Annotated in this window: 17 protein-coding genes; 4 read left to right on the plus strand and 13 right to left on the minus strand. The window is 67.7% G+C overall.

The annotated features are described in order from the left end of the window. Together C665_RS05865 and rpoE are read right to left on the minus strand one after the other, a co-directional pair. Nucleotides 1-540, minus strand: a complete 540-nt coding sequence (locus C665_RS05865; RefSeq protein ID WP_004302716.1) for a sigma-E factor negative regulatory protein — start codon at nt 538-540, stop codon at nt 1-3. 8 nt (nt 541-548) lie between these two features. Continuing rightward, a complete protein-coding gene (gene rpoE / locus C665_RS05870; RefSeq protein WP_004302718.1) occupies nt 549-1148 on the minus strand; it encodes an RNA polymerase sigma factor RpoE in 600 nt (199 codons plus the stop codon). Nucleotides 1149-1365: 217 nt separating this feature from the next. Between rpoE and nadB the strand changes: the two genes are divergently transcribed. Next, on the plus strand, nt 1366-2964 hold the full coding sequence (gene nadB / locus C665_RS05875) for an L-aspartate oxidase (protein ID WP_004302720.1): 1599 nt from the start codon (nt 1366-1368) through the stop codon (nt 2962-2964). Between the two features lie 48 nt (nt 2965-3012). On the opposite strand, the gene C665_RS05880 is transcribed toward nadB, so the two are convergent. From C665_RS05880 to C665_RS05920, 9 genes are all read right to left on the minus strand, one after another. Continuing rightward, entirely contained in the window at nt 3013-3510 is a 498-nt protein-coding gene (locus C665_RS05880) for a protein YgfX (RefSeq protein ID WP_004302722.1), read from the minus strand. A 22-nt stretch (nt 3511-3532) separates the two neighbouring features. Next, the gene (gene fabF, locus C665_RS05885; RefSeq protein WP_004302724.1) at nt 3533-4768 is read right to left on the minus strand and encodes a beta-ketoacyl-ACP synthase II; all 1236 of its coding nucleotides are present in this window, start codon (nt 4766-4768) and stop codon (nt 3533-3535) included. 99 nt (nt 4769-4867) lie between these two features. Then, on the minus strand, nt 4868-5107 hold the full coding sequence (gene acpP / locus C665_RS05890; protein ID WP_002930040.1) for an acyl carrier protein: 240 nt from the start codon (nt 5105-5107) through the stop codon (nt 4868-4870). 88 nt (nt 5108-5195) lie between these two features. Then, nucleotides 5196-5945 carry a 3-oxoacyl-ACP reductase FabG gene (fabG, locus tag C665_RS05895; protein ID WP_004302726.1) on the minus strand — a complete coding sequence of 250 codons (750 nt, stop codon included), beginning with the start codon at nt 5943-5945 and terminating at the stop codon, nt 5196-5198. 3 nt (nt 5946-5948) lie between these two features. Next, the gene (fabD, locus tag C665_RS05900) at nt 5949-6878 is read right to left on the minus strand and encodes an ACP S-malonyltransferase (protein ID WP_004302728.1); all 930 of its coding nucleotides are present in this window, start codon (nt 6876-6878) and stop codon (nt 5949-5951) included. Between the two features lie 45 nt (nt 6879-6923). Continuing rightward, nucleotides 6924-7889 (minus strand): beta-ketoacyl-ACP synthase III, encoded by a 966-nt coding sequence (locus C665_RS05905; RefSeq protein ID WP_004302731.1) that lies wholly within the window; start codon nt 7887-7889, stop codon nt 6924-6926. Beyond that, the gene (plsX, locus tag C665_RS05910; RefSeq protein ID WP_004302734.1) at nt 7886-8902 is read right to left on the minus strand and encodes a phosphate acyltransferase PlsX; all 1017 of its coding nucleotides are present in this window, start codon (nt 8900-8902) and stop codon (nt 7886-7888) included. Before plsX ends, C665_RS05905 begins: the two co-directional genes overlap by 4 nt. Nucleotides 8903-8997: 95 nt before the next feature. Then, nucleotides 8998-9177: a 50S ribosomal protein L32 gene (gene rpmF, locus C665_RS05915; RefSeq protein WP_004302736.1), complete on the minus strand. Its 180-nt coding sequence runs from the start codon at nt 9175-9177 to the stop codon at nt 8998-9000. A gap of 29 nt (nt 9178-9206) precedes the next feature. Next, nucleotides 9207-9731 carry a YceD family protein gene (locus tag C665_RS05920; RefSeq protein WP_040828651.1) on the minus strand — a complete coding sequence of 175 codons (525 nt, stop codon included), beginning with the start codon at nt 9729-9731 and terminating at the stop codon, nt 9207-9209. A 141-nt stretch (nt 9732-9872) separates the two neighbouring features. Here C665_RS05920 and C665_RS05925 point away from each other — a divergent pair, with 141 nt between their 5' ends. Together C665_RS05925 and C665_RS05930 are read left to right on the plus strand one after the other, a co-directional pair. Further along, complete coding sequence (locus C665_RS05925; RefSeq protein ID WP_004302740.1) at nt 9873-10448, plus strand: Maf family protein; 576 nt, start codon at nt 9873-9875, stop codon at nt 10446-10448. Then, complete coding sequence (locus C665_RS05930) at nt 10445-11173, plus strand: SAM-dependent methyltransferase (protein WP_004302742.1); 729 nt, start codon at nt 10445-10447, stop codon at nt 11171-11173. Before C665_RS05925 ends, C665_RS05930 begins: the two co-directional genes overlap by 4 nt. Nucleotides 11174-11188: 15 nt before the next feature. On the opposite strand, the gene C665_RS05935 is transcribed toward C665_RS05930, so the two are convergent. After that, nucleotides 11189-11845, minus strand: coding sequence for an HAD-IA family hydrolase (locus tag C665_RS05935; protein WP_004302744.1), 657 nt, complete (start codon nt 11843-11845; stop codon nt 11189-11191). Further along, on the minus strand, nt 11838-12797 hold the full coding sequence (locus C665_RS05940; protein ID WP_004302746.1) for an RluA family pseudouridine synthase: 960 nt from the start codon (nt 12795-12797) through the stop codon (nt 11838-11840). The genes C665_RS05935 and C665_RS05940 overlap by 8 nt, the downstream gene beginning before the upstream one ends. A 451-nt stretch (nt 12798-13248) precedes the next feature. Between C665_RS05940 and C665_RS05945 the strand changes: the two genes are divergently transcribed. After that, a partial coding sequence (locus C665_RS05945) for an Rne/Rng family ribonuclease (protein ID WP_004302748.1) occupies nt 13249-15256 on the plus strand: 2008 nt, incomplete at its 3' end.

Consider the following 15256-nt stretch of genomic DNA (forward strand, 5'->3'; position numbering starts at 1 on the left):
TCATCGAGCGCCGCCCTCGCGCGTGTCGGATACGGTGCGGACGTACTGCACGCCGGCCGGCATCGGGCCGCCGCGGCTGAGGCCCTGATGGGCGAAGAGATACTCGCGCATCGGATCGGCCGCCGGAGCGGCGACCGGGCGCACATTCGAGGAACCGACGAACTGGATCGGCAACGCGGCGACCGCCATCTGCGGCGCCGGCGCGTCCTGCCGGTACAGACTCGCGGCCACCAACCCCACCGCGGCCACCCCCATCACCGAAGCGGCCAGCGGCATCAGGCGATGCACGAGGCCGCGCTGCGCGAGGCCTGCCGCCGGGACCCCAGGCGCGAGCAGCGTCGGCTCGTCATCCAGGCTGACCATGACACGGGAAACGAAATCACTTGAACCGGCGGAGTCGCCACGCAGGGTGTCGCCGATCAGGCAATAGGTGTCCCACTCCTTGCGCAGCGAAGCATCCTTGCGCATGCCGTCGAACACCGCACGCATGCCCTGGTCGTCGAGATCTCCGTCGAACAGCGCCGACACTTTGTCCTTCATGCTTGCACCTACCAACGTTTGTCCGGGGCCGTGTCCAGCAGGGGCCGCAGACGTTCTGCTATCGCTTCGCGCGCACGGAAGATCCGCGAGCGCACCGTGCCAATCGGGCATTCCATGATGCCGGCGATCTCCTCGTAACTGAGCCCTTCGAGCTCGCGAAGCATGATCGCCGTCCTCAGTTCCTCGGGCAGTGCGGCCATCGCGTCCTCCACGGTTTCGCCGATCTGGCGGGTCATCAGCAGCCGCTCGGGCGTGTTGATGTCGCGCAACTGATCGCCTTCCTCGAAGGTCTCCGCCTCTTCAGAATCGAAACTCGTCGAGGTCGGGGCCCTGCGCCCCTGGGAGACCAGGTAGTTCTTCGCCGTGTTGATGCCGATGCGGTACAGCCAGGTGTAGAAGGCACTGTCACCCCGAAACGAACCCAGCGCTCGATAAGCCTTGATGAAGGTCTCTTGCGCCACGTCCTCGACTTCTGCCGAGTCGCGGATCAGCCTCGACAGCAATCTGTTCAGCTTGCGCTGGTACTTGGATACCAGCAGACCGAACGCCTGCTTGTCGCCACGTTGAACACGCTCGACGAGTTGCTGATCGAGTTCCCGATCGCTCATGGGTTCCTGTTGATTCCGGGGAATTCAAAGATTCGAAGATCCCGGATTATAAGCGAGCGGGCCACGTACTCAGCAGAAATCGAAGACACTGGAACTGACAGGGTCGGGTGGAAATAGTTCAGGCGCGCGGACGGGCAGGACGGACGACCGGGCGCGCCCGACGGCCTGTCACCGCATGCTATATTCCCTCTCCCGCAAATCCTGCCCGAGCGACATCTTGCTGAAACAGTACGACGTACTCATTCTTGGCAGCGGTACCGCCGGCCAGTCGATGGCCCTCCGTCTGGCGGACCGCCTGCGCGTGGCGCTCGTGACCAAGCGCGAGTTGGCTGACAGCGCGAGCAACTGGGCGCAGGGCGGCATCGCCGCGGTGCTCGACAACACCGACAGCATCGAAGCTCATATCCAGGACACCTTCGTCGCCGGCGCCGGCCTGTGCAACCCCACGTCGACGCGCTTCGTGGTCGAGAACGGCAAGCGCGCGATCGAATGGCTGATCGACCGCGGCGTACCCTTCACCCGCGAGGCCGACTCCCAGCTCGGCTACCACCTCACCCGCGAGGGCGGCCATTCCCACCGGCGCATCATCCACGCCGCGGACGCCACCGGCGCGGCGGTGCAGGCGACACTCGGCGACCACGTGCGCCGACACCCGAACATCGACATCTACGAGCACCACATCGCGGTCGATCTCATCACCGCGGACAAGCTGGGGCAGTCCGGCGCAGGCTGCCTCGGCGCCTACGTGCTCGACATCCACGGCGAGCGCGTGCTGACCTTCGCCGCGCGCAACACCGTGCTCGCCACCGGCGGCACCGGCAAGGTCTATCTCTACACGACCAACCCGGACGTCGCCACCGGCGACGGCGTCGCGATGGCGTGGCGAGCGGGCTGCCGGGTGGGGAACATGGAATTCATCCAGTTCCACCCCACCTGCCTGTACCACCCGCAGGCGAAGTCCTTCCTGATCTCCGAGGCGGTGCGCGGCGAGGGAGGCCTGCTGAAGCTGCCCGACGGCACGCGCTTCATGCCCGAGCACGACCCGCGCGAGGAGCTCGCACCGCGCGACATCGTCGCGCGCGCGATCGATTTCGAGATGAAGAAACGCGGCATCGACTGCGTCTACCTCGACATCAGCCACAAGCCGGCCGACTGGCTGCGCGGCCACTTCCCCAATATCCACGCGCGCTGCCTGGAGCTGGGCATCGACATCACCAAGGAGCCGATCCCGGTCGTGCCCGCGGCGCACTACTCCTGCGGCGGCATCATGACCGACCTTGCCGCGCGCACCGGCGTTCCCGGGCTCTACGCCGTGGGCGAATCTGCATGCACCGGCCTGCACGGCGCCAACCGCCTCGCGAGCAACTCGCTGCTCGAATGCCTGGTGTTCGGCGAAGCCGCGGCCGAGGACATCCTCTCCAAGGCGCAAGAGCCTGCACCCGTGCTTCCGGCTTGGGACGAGAGCCGCGTCACCGACGCCGACGAGGAGGTGGTGATCTCGCACAACTGGGCGGAACTGCGCCGCTTCATGTGGGACTACGTCGGCATCGTGCGCACCAACAAGCGCCTGCGCCGCGCCCAGCACCGCATCCGCCTGCTGTCGCGCGAAATCCACGAGTTCTACTCGAACTTCCGCGTCAGCAACGACCTGATCGAGTTGCGCAATCTGGTGACCACTGCGGACCTGATCGTGCGCTGCGCGCTCAAGCGCAAGGAAAGCCGCGGCCTGCACCACTCGCGCGACTATCCCGAGACACTTCCACGCGCACGCGACACCGTGCTTCGTCCGCCGGCGCGCACGCCCCGCAAACGCTGAGCGCCAGCCCTGTCGCGCCGGCGCGATCCGTCCGCGGACGAGACCGCGTCAGCGCGCAGCGGCGTCGGGCCCGACGCGCCCCGAGCGATGGCGCAGCCAGACCCTGAGGAGGCGGAAACTGCCGGCGGATAGATTGCCGGGAACGAGGAACAGCGTTCGAGCAACCGGGGCGCCCTGCCCCGGCGCCGATATCTGCGCGGGCACCAGCGTGAACCAGGCGGCCATCGGCAACACCACCTGCGAGCGTTCGCGCACCCGATACAGCCCACCTTCACCGTCCGGTTCCTGCAACAGTTCGAGCGCGCCGTCGCGCTCCAGCCAGAGCGTGCAGCCATCCAGACGAGCCTGCGCACGCAAGCCGCGAAACAGCGACAGGAAGATCAGCGCCCAGGCGCAGGCGGCGATCGCCCGATCCACGTCTCCCGCCTCCCAGTCCGTGAAGACAGGCACGTGAAAAAGCGCCAGTGCGGCCGCTGCATGCACGACCCACACCGACGCTTTCACGAGACTGCAGCCGCGCAGCTTCAGTTCGACGGGGAACTGCATGCCGCGGAGCAGAACGAAAGGCTCACACCCGGCGGAACACCAGGGTGCCGTTGGTTCCGCCGAAGCCGAAATTGTTCTTCAGGGCCACGTCGATCTTCATCTCGCGGGCGACGTTGGCGCAGTAGTCGAGGTCGCACTCCGGATCCTGCTCGAAGATGTTGATCGTCGGCGGCGAAATCTGGTGGTACACCGCCAGCGCGGTCACAACCGACTCCAGCCCCCCGGCGCCACCGAGCAGGTGACCGGTCATCGACTTGGTGGAGTTCACCACCAGCTGCTTCGCCGCTTCGACGCCGAAGGCGAGCTTGATCGCGTCCGTCTCGTTCTTGTCGCCGAGCGGGGTCGAGGTACCGTGCGCGTTGAGGTACTGCACCTGATCGACGTTCACGCCGGCGTCCTTCATCGCATTGACCATGCTGCGGCGCGGGCCGTCGGTGTCGGGCGCGGTCATGTGGTAGGCGTCGCCGCTCATGCCGAAGCCGGCAACCTCGGCGTAGATCTTCGCGCCCCGGCGCCTGGCGTGCTCGTACTCCTCGAGCACCATCACGCCGGCACCCTCGCCGAGCACGAAGCCGTCACGCCCCTTGTCCCACGGCCGGCTGGCGGTGGCGGGATCGTCGTTGCGGGTGGACAGCGCCTTGGCCGAGCCGAAGCCGCCAATGGCGAGGTTGGTCACGGTGGATTCCGCGCCACCGCACACCATCACGTCGGCATCACCGTAGCCGATCATGCGCGCGCCCATGCCGATCGCGTGCAGGCCGGTTGTGCAGGCGGTGACCACCGCGAGGTTGGGCCCCTTCATGCCGAACATGATCGAGAGGTTGCCCGAGATCATGTTGATGATGGTGCCCGGAATGAAGAAGGGCGAGATCTTGCGCGGGCCGCCACCGAGGAAGTCGTTGTGCGTATCCTCGATCATCGGCAGGCCGCCGATCCCCGAACCGATATTGATGCCGATGCGGTCGGCGTTGGCCTCGGTGACCTCGATGCCGGAGTCGCGGATCGCCTGGATGCCAGCGGCCATGCCGTAGTGGATGAACACATCCATGCGGCGAGCTTCCTTGGGCGACAGGTAGGCGGACACGTCGAAGTCCTTCACCTCGCCGGCGATGCGGGCAGCGAAGTTGCTCGCGTCGAAACGGGTGATCGGACCGATGCCGCTCTTGCCGGCGATCAGGTTGGACCAGGCTTCGGTAACAGTATTGCCGACAGGCGAGATCACGCCCAGACCGGTGACGACGACTCTACGACGCGACACAGGCGACTCCGTTGAAATCGTTGGAGAAATTCAAACCTGTCCGGTTGCCGCAACGATGCGCGGTAACGCGGACAGGACGCGCGGGAAAATGCGCGGGGATTACTTCTTGAGGTGGGCGTTGACGTAGTCGATCGCCTGCTGGACGGTGGTGATCTTCTCGGCCTCTTCGTCCGGGATCTCGCACTCGAATTCTTCTTCCAGCGCCATGACCAGTTCCACGGTGTCCAGCGAATCCGCGCCCAGATCATCGACGAACGAAGACTCGGTCTTGATCTCCGATTCGTTCACGCCAAGTTGCTCAGCGACGATCTTCTTGACGCGCTGTTCGATGTTCTCCATGAACCAACTCCTTCCTGAGGGTGACAGGTGAATGTAAAAAGCCGGCGTATTCTACCAAAACGCCGCGGAACCGCTATCCCGACGCAAATCAGGACATGTACATGCCGCCATTGACGTGCAGGGTGGTCCCCGTCACATAGGCGGCAGCGGGGGAGGCGAGGAACGCCACGGCGCCGGCGATTTCTTCCGGACGACCGAGACGGCCCAGCGCGATGTTGCCGAGCAAGGCGTCGCGCGCGGCTTCGGGCAGCGCGCGCGTCATGTCGGTGTCGATGAAACCGGGGGCGACGCAGTTGACCGTGATGTTGCGGCTGCCGAGTTCGCGCGCCAGCGCGCGCGTCATGCCCGCCACGCCGGCCTTGGCGGCGGCGTAGTTGGCCTGGCCCGGGTTGCCGGAGCTGGCCACCACCGAGGTGATGTTGATGATGCGGCCGTGGCGGGCCTTCATCATGCCGCGCATGACCAGCTTGCTCATGCGGAAGACCGCGCGCAGATTGGTGTTCACCACCGCATCCCACTCCTCGTCCTTCATGCGCATGGCAAGGTTGTCGCGGGTGATGCCGGCATTGTTGACCAGGATGCCGACCGCACCGAAGCGCTTCTCGACCTCGCCGACCAGCGCCTCGCAGGCTGCCGCGTCGGTCACGTCCAGCGCCATGCCGGCCCCCTGGATGCCGGCGTCGGCGAGCGCCTTGCCGATATCGGCGGCGCCGGATTCCGAGGTGGCGGTGCCGACCACCGTCGCACCCAGGCGGCCGAGTTCGAGCGCCACCGCACGGCCGATGCCGCGCGACGCGCCGGTGACCAGGGCGACCTGGCCTTCGAGCGAAAAACTCATGTCTTACCTCACCGCCGCAATGGCTTGTTCCAGGCTCGCCGCGTCATGCGCCGAGCCACCCTCGACTTCCTTGGCGATGCGCTTGGTCATGCCGGCGAGCACCTTGCCGGGGCCGCACTCGATGACGTGGCTCATGCCGCGGGCGCCCATCGCCTGCACGAGCTCGATCCAGCGCACCGGCGAATACGCCTGCCGCACCAGGGCGTCGCGGATCTTCTCGGGATCATCGTAAACCGCGACGTCGACGTTGTTGATGACGTCGATCTCCGGCTTGACGATCGCCACACCGGCCAAGCGCTCGGCCAGGCGCTCGGCGGCCGGGCGCATCAGCGCGCAATGGAAGGGCGCGGAAACAGGCAGCAGCACGGCACGCTTGGCGCCCTTGGCCTTGGCGATCTCGCTCGCGCGCTCGACCGCGGCCTTGGCGCCGGCGATCACGATCTGCCCCGGCGCGTTGAGGTTGGCTGCCTCGACCACCTGGCCCTGCGCGGCCTCGGCGCAGGCCGCATGCACCGCGTCGGGCTCCAGGCCCATCACCGCCGCCATCGCGCCCTCTCCCGCCGGCACGGCCTCCTGCATGGCTTGGGCGCGGAAACGCACCAGCGGCACGGCGTCCTTGAAGGCCAGCGCGCCCGCGGCGACCAGCGCCGAGTACTCGCCCAGGCTGTGGCCGGCGACCAGGGCCGGTTTCGGCCCGCCCGCGGCCCGCCAGGCACGCCAGGCCGCCACGCCGGCGGTCAGCATCAGCGGCTGGGTGTTGACGGTGAGGGCAAGGCGCTCGGCAGGGCCGTCGCAGACCATCGCCCAGAGATCCTCTCCGAGGGCCTCGGAGGCCTCCGCGAAGGTGTCACGGATGACGGCGGACTCGCCGTAGGCGGCCATCATGCCGACCGATTGCGAACCCTGGCCGGGAAAAACCAGCGCAAAAGCCATGCTGTTCTCCGCTTGTGTCGAAAGTGGGAAATCGGGAAACGAAGCTCAGAAATCGATCAGGGCCGCGCCCCAGGTGAAGCCGCCACCGACGCCCTCGACCACGATGCGATGCCCCGGGCGCAACCGCCCCGCACGCACCGCCTCGTCGAGCGCGAGCGGAATCGACGCCGCCGAGGTGTTGCCGTGATGATCGAGCGTGGTCACGACGCGCTCCATCGGCACACCGAGCCGCTTGGCGGTGGCCTGGATGATGCGGATGTTGGCCTGATGCGGGATCAGCCAGTCGACACTGGACGCCTGCACACCCGCGGCATCCAGCACCTCGTTGGCCACATCGCCGAGCACCTTGACCGCGAACTTGAACACGGCCTGGCCGTCCATGCGCAGGAAGGGATCGCCGATCACCTGCCCCGAGGCCACAGCGCCCGGCACGCACAGGATGGGGTGGTGGCTGCCGTCGGCGTGCAGCGCCGAAGCCAGGATGCCCGGCCGCTCCGAGGCCTCGAGCACGACCGCGCCTGCGCCGTCGCCGAAGAGCACGCAGGTGCCCCGGTCGGACCAGTCGAGGATGCGCGAGAACACCTCGGCGCCGATGACCAGCGCGCGCTTGTTGCTGCCCGAGCGGATGAACTTCTCGGCCACGCTGAGCGCATAGATGAAGCCGCTGCACACCGCCTGCACGTCGAAGGCGGCGCCGCCGTTGCGGATGCCGAGCTTGGACTGCACGAGGGCCGCCGTGCTCGGGAAGATGTAGTCGGGCGTGGAGGTGGCGACGATGATGAGGTCGATGTCCTCCGCTTCGCAGCCGGCGGCCTCGATCGCGCGCTCGGCGGCGACGCGGGCGAGGTCGCTCGCCCCGGTGTCGGCCGCCGCCAGATGGCGGCTGCGGATGCCGGAGCGGCTGACGATCCACTCGTCGGAGGTATCGATGCCACGCTTGACCAGGTCGTCGTTGCTGACCGGTTCGCCGGGCAGGTAGCTGCCGGTACCGGCAATCCGTGCATAGATCATGCCTTCGCCTCGTTCATGCTCGCCATGCGTTCGGAGATGCGCTCGATGAGCCGGTTCGACGCCGCTTCGGCAGCGCGCGAAAGCGCATTGCCGAATGCGAGCACGTCGGCCGAGCCGTGACTCTTGAGCACCACGCCGCGCAGGCCGAGCAGCGGCGCACCATTGTAAAGACGATGATCGACGCGCTTCTTGAAGCGCTTGAGCACCGGCATCGCCGCCACCGCCAGCAGCTTGGTGAACAGCGTGCGCTTGAACTCCTGCTTCAGGAAGGCGCCGACCATCTGCGCCAGGCCCTCGGAGGTCTTGAGCGCGACGTTGCCGACGAAGCCGTCGCAGACGACCACATCCACCGTGCCCTCATAGATGTCGTTGCCCTCGACGTTGCCCTGGAAGTTGAGGCCGCTGTTACGCAGCAGCTCGCCCGCTTCCTTGACGACGTCGTTGCCCTTGATGACCTCCTCACCGATGTTGAGCAGGCCGACCGTAGGACGGTCCTTATGCTCGATCGCAGCGACGAGCATCGCGCCCATCACACCGAACTGGAGCAGATGCTCGGCGCTGCAATCGACGTTGGCGCCGAGGTCGAGCACATACGTGTGCCCCTTCATCGACGGCAGCACGGTCGCGATCGCAGGGCGATCGATCCCGGGCAGGGTCTTCAGCACGAAGCGCGAGATCGCCATCAGCGCGCCGGTATTGCCCGCCGAGACGGCAGCGCTCGCCTCGCCCGCCTTGACGAGGTCGACCGCGACGCGCATCGACGAATCCTTCTTGTTGCGCATGGCGATCGCGGGCGGATCGTCCATGGCCACCACCTCGGAGGCCGCGCGCACGCGGATGCGCGCGCCGAACTCGGTCGTCGCGTTGCCGAGCAGGGGCGCGATCGCCTCCTCCCGCCCGACGAGGATCGCGCTGGCCTGGGGATGGCTGCGCAGGAATTCCAGCGCGGCAGGCACGGTCACGACCGGGCCGTGATCGCCACCCATGCAGTCGATCGCAATGGTGACACCCATCGGGTTCTCGCGTAATTACAGGTTTCGGGAGCCGGAAAAAAGGCGGCGCCGGCGCAATGCGCCCGACGCCGCCCTTCTCGATTCAGGCAGCAGGATTACTCGCCCTTGCCCTTGGCGACCTTCTTGCCACGGTAGAAACCGCTGGGGCTCACGTGGTGGCGCAGGTGGGTCTCGCCGGTGGTGGGCTCGACGGCCAGCGCCGGACCGGTGAGGAAGTCGTGGGCACGGTGCATGCCACGCTTGGACGGGGACTTCTTGTTCTGCTGAACGGCCATGAGTAAAGCTCCTAAAACAAATATCGCGCCTATTTCGCGCTGTGACTGCCTCGCAGCGACGCCAGCGCAGCGAAAGGCGATTCCTTCGACGCACCACCATCGGGCCGTGGCGCGTCACAAACCTGGTGTCGCGGGGCGATCGGCAGGGCGAGCAGGATCTCGTCCTCGACCAGGGCGATCACGTCGAGCTCGCCATCGAGCTCGATCGCATCGATCTCGTCATCCTCGAGCTCTTCCTCGGGGATGGGCTGACCCGAACGCACCGGCTGCAGCACCGAGTCCACCTGGACCGGCCATGCCATCCCGCCGAGGCAGCGCTGGCAGCAAAGCTGCAGCTCGCCCTCGATCATCAGGTGCAGCCGCGGTTCACGCGCCTCGACGCCTTCGACCATCGACCCCTCGATCCGCCACGACACCTGCCCGCCGGACGACGCGAGCACGTCGGACAGACGCAGCATCTCCGCGACAGCGGTCACGCCTTCCAGCGTGCGCGCCTCCGCGGCAAATCGAAACGGGTCGGAGATGATCCTGGATGGATCGCCATGTTGCGACATAAGCCGCGCATGATAATATTTTTCGGATCGGCCTGTAAAGGCTTCATTCGATTCGGGAAGCCCCACCCCGATCCCTCCTCTCCAGCACAGTCGCGCGAACAACTCGACCGGTCTCCGGCGGGTCGTGTTCGCACCGGACCCATGAAGATCGTCCTCGCCTCCACCTCCGCCTACCGCCGGATGCTGCTCGAGCGCCTGCAACTCCCCTTCGAGACCGACCGCCCGGAGACGGACGAATCGCCTCTGCCCGGCGAGGCACCCGCCGCCACCGCCGAACGCCTGGCGCTGGAGAAGGCCCGTGCCGTCGCCGCGCGCTGGCCCGGCGCGCTGATCATCGGCTCGGACCAGGTCGCCCACCTCGGCAACGAGGTCTTCGGAAAGCCGGGCACCGAGGCGCGTGCGATCGCGCAGTTGCAGCGCATGCGCGGACAGACCGTGGTCTTCCACACCGCACTCGCCCTGCTCGACACCCGCAGCGGCCACGCCCAGGTCGAGGGCGTGCCGACGCACGTCCGCTTCCGCGAACTCTCCGACGACGAGATCCGCCGCTACGTCGAGCGCGAACGGCCGCTCGACTGCGCCGGCAGCGCCAAGTCCGAAGGCCTCGGCATCGCGCTGCTCGAAGCGATGCGGGGCGACGACCCCACCGCACTGATCGGCCTGCCGCTGATCGCCCTCGCGCGCATGCTGCGCACGGCCGGAGTGCATCTCCCATGAGCGGCGACGCCATGCCGCGCGGCAACCTCTACCTGGTCCCCGTGGCCCTGGGCGAGCACACACCGTGGGCACACTTCCTGCCTGCGCAGGCACAGGCGATCGCAGCCGGCCTGCGCCACTTCGTCGTCGAGACCGCGCGCGCGGCGCGCGCCCACCTCAAGCAGCTCGACTATCCCCACCCGCTGCGCGACACGGACATCCGCGAGCTGCCCGCCGAGGCCGCCGACGCGGCGCTCGACGCGCTGCTCGCCCCCGCGCTCGCCGGCACGGACCTCGGCCTGCTCTCGGACGCCGGCTGCCCGGCGGTGGCCGACCCCGGCGCCCGCCTGGTGGCACGCGCGCACGCCCTCGGCATCCGCGTCGTGCCGCTGGTCGGCCCCTCCTCCATCCTGCTCGGGCTGATGGGCTCGGGGCTCAACGGCCAGAGCTTCGCCTTCCACGGCTACCTGCCGGTGGCCGAGGGCGAGCGCGATGGGGCCCTGCGCACGCTCGAGGACGAATCCCGGAAGCTCGGGCGCACGCAGATCTTCATCGAGACGCCTTATCGCAACGAGCGCATGCTCGACGCCCTGCTGCGCACGCTCAAGCCCGAAACCCGGCTGTGCGTGGCCTGCGAACTCAACACCGCGGACGAATTCCTCCTCACCCGCAGCGTGCGCGAGTGGAAGAAGGCTGCGCGCCCCGCCCTCGCCCGCCGCCCCGCGCTCTTCCTGCTGCTGGCCTGAACGACGCTACGCGGCTCAGGCGTTGGCCAGCAGCCAGCCCGCGAGCTCACCCGGCGTACGCACGCAGGCGAGCGGGGACTCGGCCACCAGCACCTCGACCGGATGCGCGCCGAAGCCCACCGCCAGCCCGGCGGTGCGCGCGTTCTTCGCCATCTGCAGGTCGTGGGTGGTGTCGCCGATCATCAGGGTGCGCTCCGGCGCCACGCCGAGCTCGTCCATGAGCGCTTCAAGCATCGCCGGATGCGGCTTGGAGAAGCACTCGTCGGCGCAGCGCGTGGCATGAAAATAGCGACCCAGCCCGGTGTGGCAGAGCGCACGGTTCAGGCCCACGCGGCTCTTGCCGGTGGCGACCGCCAGCAGGTGGCCGCGCCCGGCAAGCGCGTCGATCAGCGCGTCGATGCCCTCGAAGAGGCTCAGCTCGTGATCCGAGGACAGGTAGTGGTGACGATAGCGCTCGACCATGCGCGGATAGTCGGACTCTTCCAGATCGGGCACGGCGTGGCGCAACGCATCGCCCAGGCCGAGGCCGATGACGTAGCGCGCGCGCTCCTCGGAGGGCACCGGCAGATCGAGGTCGCGCGCCGCGGCCTGCATCGCACGCACGATGGCGGCAGCCGAATCCATCAAGGTGCCGTCCCAGTCGAAGACGATCAGGTCGAAACGTTCAGCCATGCTTTTTCTCCGCGGCATCGAGCCGGTCGAGGAAGGTTTGCAGGTCCGCGGGCAGCGGCGAATCGAAGGCGAGCGGCGCACCGGTGAGCGGGTGGGCGAGGCGCAGCTTCGCAGCGTGCAGGAACATCCGCCGCAAGCCCTCGACCTCCAGGCGCTTGTTGAGCGCGAAGTCGCCGTATTTGTCGTCGCCGCACAGCGCGAAGCCGAGATGGGCAAGATGCACGCGGATCTGATGCGTGCGCCCGGTCTTCAGTTCCACCTCGAGCAGGCTGTAGTCGCGCCAGCGCCGTACCAGGCGCACGATGCTGTGCGCCGCCTTGCCCTCGTCCGCGACGCGCACCCGGCGCTCGCCTTCGGCGGTCAGGTACTTGTGCAGCGGAACCTTGACGTGCTGCAGCGGATTGGACCAGCGCCCCGGCACCAGGGTCAGATAGCGCTTCTCCACGCTGCCCTCGCGCATCATGTCGTGCAACGCGGTGAGCGCCGAGCGTTTCTTCGCGACGATCAGCAGCCCCGAGGTCTCGCGGTCGAGGCGATGGGCGAGCTCGAGCATGCGTAGCTCGGGGCGCTGCACGCGCAGCTGCTCGATCACCCCATAGCTCACCCCGCTGCCGCCATGCACCGCCTTGCCGGAGGGCTTGTCGATGACGAGCAGCGCCTCGTCCTCGTACACCACCGGCAGCGGCTTGCCCGCCGGCGCGGGTGCGGCGTGGGTCGGCTCGGCGATGCGGATCGGCGGGATGCGCACCTCGTCGCCCTCCTGCAGGCGATAGGTCTGCTGCACGCGACGCCCGTTCACCCGCACCTCGCCGCTGCGCAGGATGCGATAGACGTGGCTCTTGGGCACCCCCTTGGCGATGCGCAGGAGGTAGTTGTCGATGCGCTGGCCCGCCGCCGCCTCGTCGATGCGTTCGTGGCGAACCGCGATCGCTTTGCCTTCAATCGTCGTCATGAAATATACTTTCGCGCGGTTGAACCGGTCGCTGCCACCCAAGTGCGGCGCGTCAGCAGTCCGTCAGGTCGAAACACCTGCTCCGGACGACGCGCGCAGACTGCTGGCAAAGAGCCCTGAAGAGCGCTCCCGGTCACAACCCTTGCCCGCCATCCAAGGCCGAAAAGGCGCCGATGGTAACGCAAGCGATCCCCTTCGACACACCCATCCAGCCCCCGGGTTGGATTTTGACGCGCAAGTCACCGACGCAGGATCAAATGTTCCGGCCACGCTGCCGCACCGGCACCGCGGGCGGGAACAAGAGAAATTCGACCAGCCGACCCATCACAGCCCTGTTAACCCACCGGATGAAAGCAGCAGCAGCCCTACCCAATCGCTCCTGATCCCGGAAAGCGCGATGGTGCGCGCCGTTCGTCCTGCCCGTGTGTCTTCTCGCGGGAGAACGATCCAAATGAAGCGCATGCTTTTCAATGCGACGCAGGCCGAAGAACTGCGCGTCGCGATCGTGGACGGTCAGAAACTGATCGACCTCGATATCGAATCGGCCGCCAAGGAAGAACGCAAGAGCAACATCTACAAGGCCGTCATCACCCGCATCGAGCCCAGCCTCGAGGCGGCGTTCGTGGACTACGGTGCCGACCGCCACGGCTTCCTGCCGTTCAAGGAGATCTCGCGTTCCTATTTCCAGCCTGGTGCGGACGCCAAGGCCTCGATCAAGGAAGCCCTGAAGGAAGGCCAGGAACTCATCGTCCAGGTCGAGAAGGACGAGCGCGGCAACAAGGGTGCGGCGCTCACCACCTACATCTCGCTGGCCGGCCGCTATCTGGTGCTGATGCCCAACAACCCGCGCGGCGGTGGCGTCTCGCGCCGCGTCGAGGGTGACGAGCGCGCCGAACTGCGCGAGAACATGGATCAGCTCGACGTCCCCCAGGGCATGAGCCTGATCGCGCGCACCGCGGCGATCGGCCGCAGCGCCGAAGAGCTGCAGTGGGACCTCAACTATCTGCTGCAGCTGTGGACCGCCATCGAAGGCGCGGCACAGGGCCAGTCCGGCGCCTTCCTGATCTACCAGGAAGGCAGTCTGGTGATCCGCGCGATCCGCGACTACTTCCAGCCCGACATCGGCGAGATCCTGATCGACACCGACGACATCTTCGAGCAGGCCACGCAGTTCATGGCCCACGTGATGCCGGGCAACGTCGCCCGCGTGAAGCGCTACAGCGACGACGTGCCGCTGTTCTCGCGCTTCCAGATCGAGCACCAGATCGAGTCGGCCTATTCGCGCCAGGTGAACCTGCCCTCGGGCGGTGCCGTGGTGATCGACCATACCGAGGCGCTGGTGTCGATCGACGTCAACTCGGGCCGCGCCACCAAGGGCTCGGACATCGAGGAGACCGCCTTCCGCACCAACTGCGAGGCGGCCGACGAGATCGCCCGCCAGCTCCGCCTGCGCGACCTCGGCGGCCTCATCGTCATCGATTTCATCGACATGGAATCGGCCAAGAACCAGCGCGAGGTCGAGAACCGCCTGCGCGACGCGCTGCGCCACGACCGCGCCCGCGTGCAGACCGGCAAGATCAGCCGCTTCGGCCTGCTCGAGCTGTCGCGCCAGCGCCTGCGCCCGGCGCTCGCCGAAACCAGCTACATCACCTGCCCGCGCTGCAACGGCACCGGCCACATCCGCAGCACCGAATCGTCGGCGCTGCACATCGTGCGCATCCTCGAAGAAGAGGCGATGAAGGACAATACCGGCGCGGTGCACCTGCAGGTGCCGGTCGATGTCGCCACCTTCCTGCTCAACGAGAAGCGGGTCGACATCGCGCGCATCGAGATGCGCCACAAGGTGCAGCTCATCATCGTTCCGAACCGCCATCTCGAGACGCCGGCGCACGAGATCATCCGCCTGCGCCACGACCAGCTCAACACCGAGGACATCGCCCTGGCGAGCTATCAGATGGTGCAGAAGCCGGTCGAAGAGGACACCCGCCTGCCCTCCAAGGCCAACGAGCGCCCGGCACGCCCCGAGGCCGCGGTGAAGGGCATCGCCCCCGCGCAGCCTGCCCCGATGGCTGCACCCGAGCCCGCTCCCGCCTCGGCCCCGGCCCCTGCCGCGCCCGAGCCCAAGGGGCTGATCGCGCGCATCATGGGCTGGTTCTCCGCCGGCAAGGGCGCCGCGGAACCGGTCCCCGCCCCGGTCGTGGAAGAGACTCCGAAACGCGAGGCGCGCCCGCGTGGCGAACGCAGCGGCGAGGGTCGCCGCAATGGCGGCAGCAATGGCGGCCGTGGCCGTCGCGGCGAGCGCGACGGCGAGGCGCAGCCCTCCACCCGCGGCAGCCGTGCCGAGCGTGGCGAGAGCACCGAGCGTCCGCAGCGCGTCGCGGCCGAGCGTGCCGAGCGCCCCGAGCGTGCTGAACGCCCCGAGCGTGGCGAGCGTGCCGAGCGCAGCGAAGGCGGCCGCC

This window comes from Thauera aminoaromatica S2 (genome assembly GCF_000310185.1).
GTDB lineage: Bacteria > Pseudomonadota > Gammaproteobacteria > Burkholderiales > Rhodocyclaceae > Thauera > Thauera aminoaromatica.

Excerpts from the sequence above, each read along its gene's own strand:
- fabG (WP_004302726.1), bottom strand. The coding sequence starts at position 5,945 with ATGAGTTTTTCGCTCGAAGGCCAGGTCGCCCTGGTCACCGGCGCGTCG.
- plsX (WP_004302734.1), bottom strand. The coding sequence starts at position 8,902 with ATGGGTGTCACCATTGCGATCGACTGCATGGGTGGCGATCACGGCCCG.
- C665_RS05880 (WP_004302722.1), bottom strand. The coding sequence starts at position 3,510 with ATGCAGTTCCCCGTCGAACTGAAGCTGCGCGGCTGCAGTCTCGTGAAA.
- C665_RS05905 (WP_004302731.1), bottom strand. The coding sequence starts at position 7,889 with ATGATCTATGCACGGATTGCCGGTACCGGCAGCTACCTGCCCGGCGAA.
- C665_RS05940 (WP_004302746.1), bottom strand. The coding sequence starts at position 12,797 with ATGACGACGATTGAAGGCAAAGCGATCGCGGTTCGCCACGAACGCATC.
- acpP (WP_002930040.1), bottom strand. The coding sequence starts at position 5,107 with ATGGAGAACATCGAACAGCGCGTCAAGAAGATCGTCGCTGAGCAACTT.
- C665_RS05925 (WP_004302740.1), top strand. The coding sequence starts at position 9,873 with ATGAAGATCGTCCTCGCCTCCACCTCCGCCTACCGCCGGATGCTGCTC.
- C665_RS05930 (WP_004302742.1), top strand. The coding sequence starts at position 10,445 with ATGAGCGGCGACGCCATGCCGCGCGGCAACCTCTACCTGGTCCCCGTG.
- rpoE (WP_004302718.1), bottom strand. The coding sequence starts at position 1,148 with ATGAGCGATCGGGAACTCGATCAGCAACTCGTCGAGCGTGTTCAACGT.
- rpmF (WP_004302736.1), bottom strand. The coding sequence starts at position 9,177 with ATGGCCGTTCAGCAGAACAAGAAGTCCCCGTCCAAGCGTGGCATGCAC.
- C665_RS05865 (WP_004302716.1), bottom strand. The coding sequence starts at position 540 with ATGAAGGACAAAGTGTCGGCGCTGTTCGACGGAGATCTCGACGACCAG.
- fabD (WP_004302728.1), bottom strand. The coding sequence starts at position 6,878 with ATGGCTTTTGCGCTGGTTTTTCCCGGCCAGGGTTCGCAATCGGTCGGC.
- C665_RS05935 (WP_004302744.1), bottom strand. The coding sequence starts at position 11,845 with ATGGCTGAACGTTTCGACCTGATCGTCTTCGACTGGGACGGCACCTTG.
- C665_RS05920 (WP_040828651.1), bottom strand. The coding sequence starts at position 9,731 with ATGTCGCAACATGGCGATCCATCCAGGATCATCTCCGACCCGTTTCGA.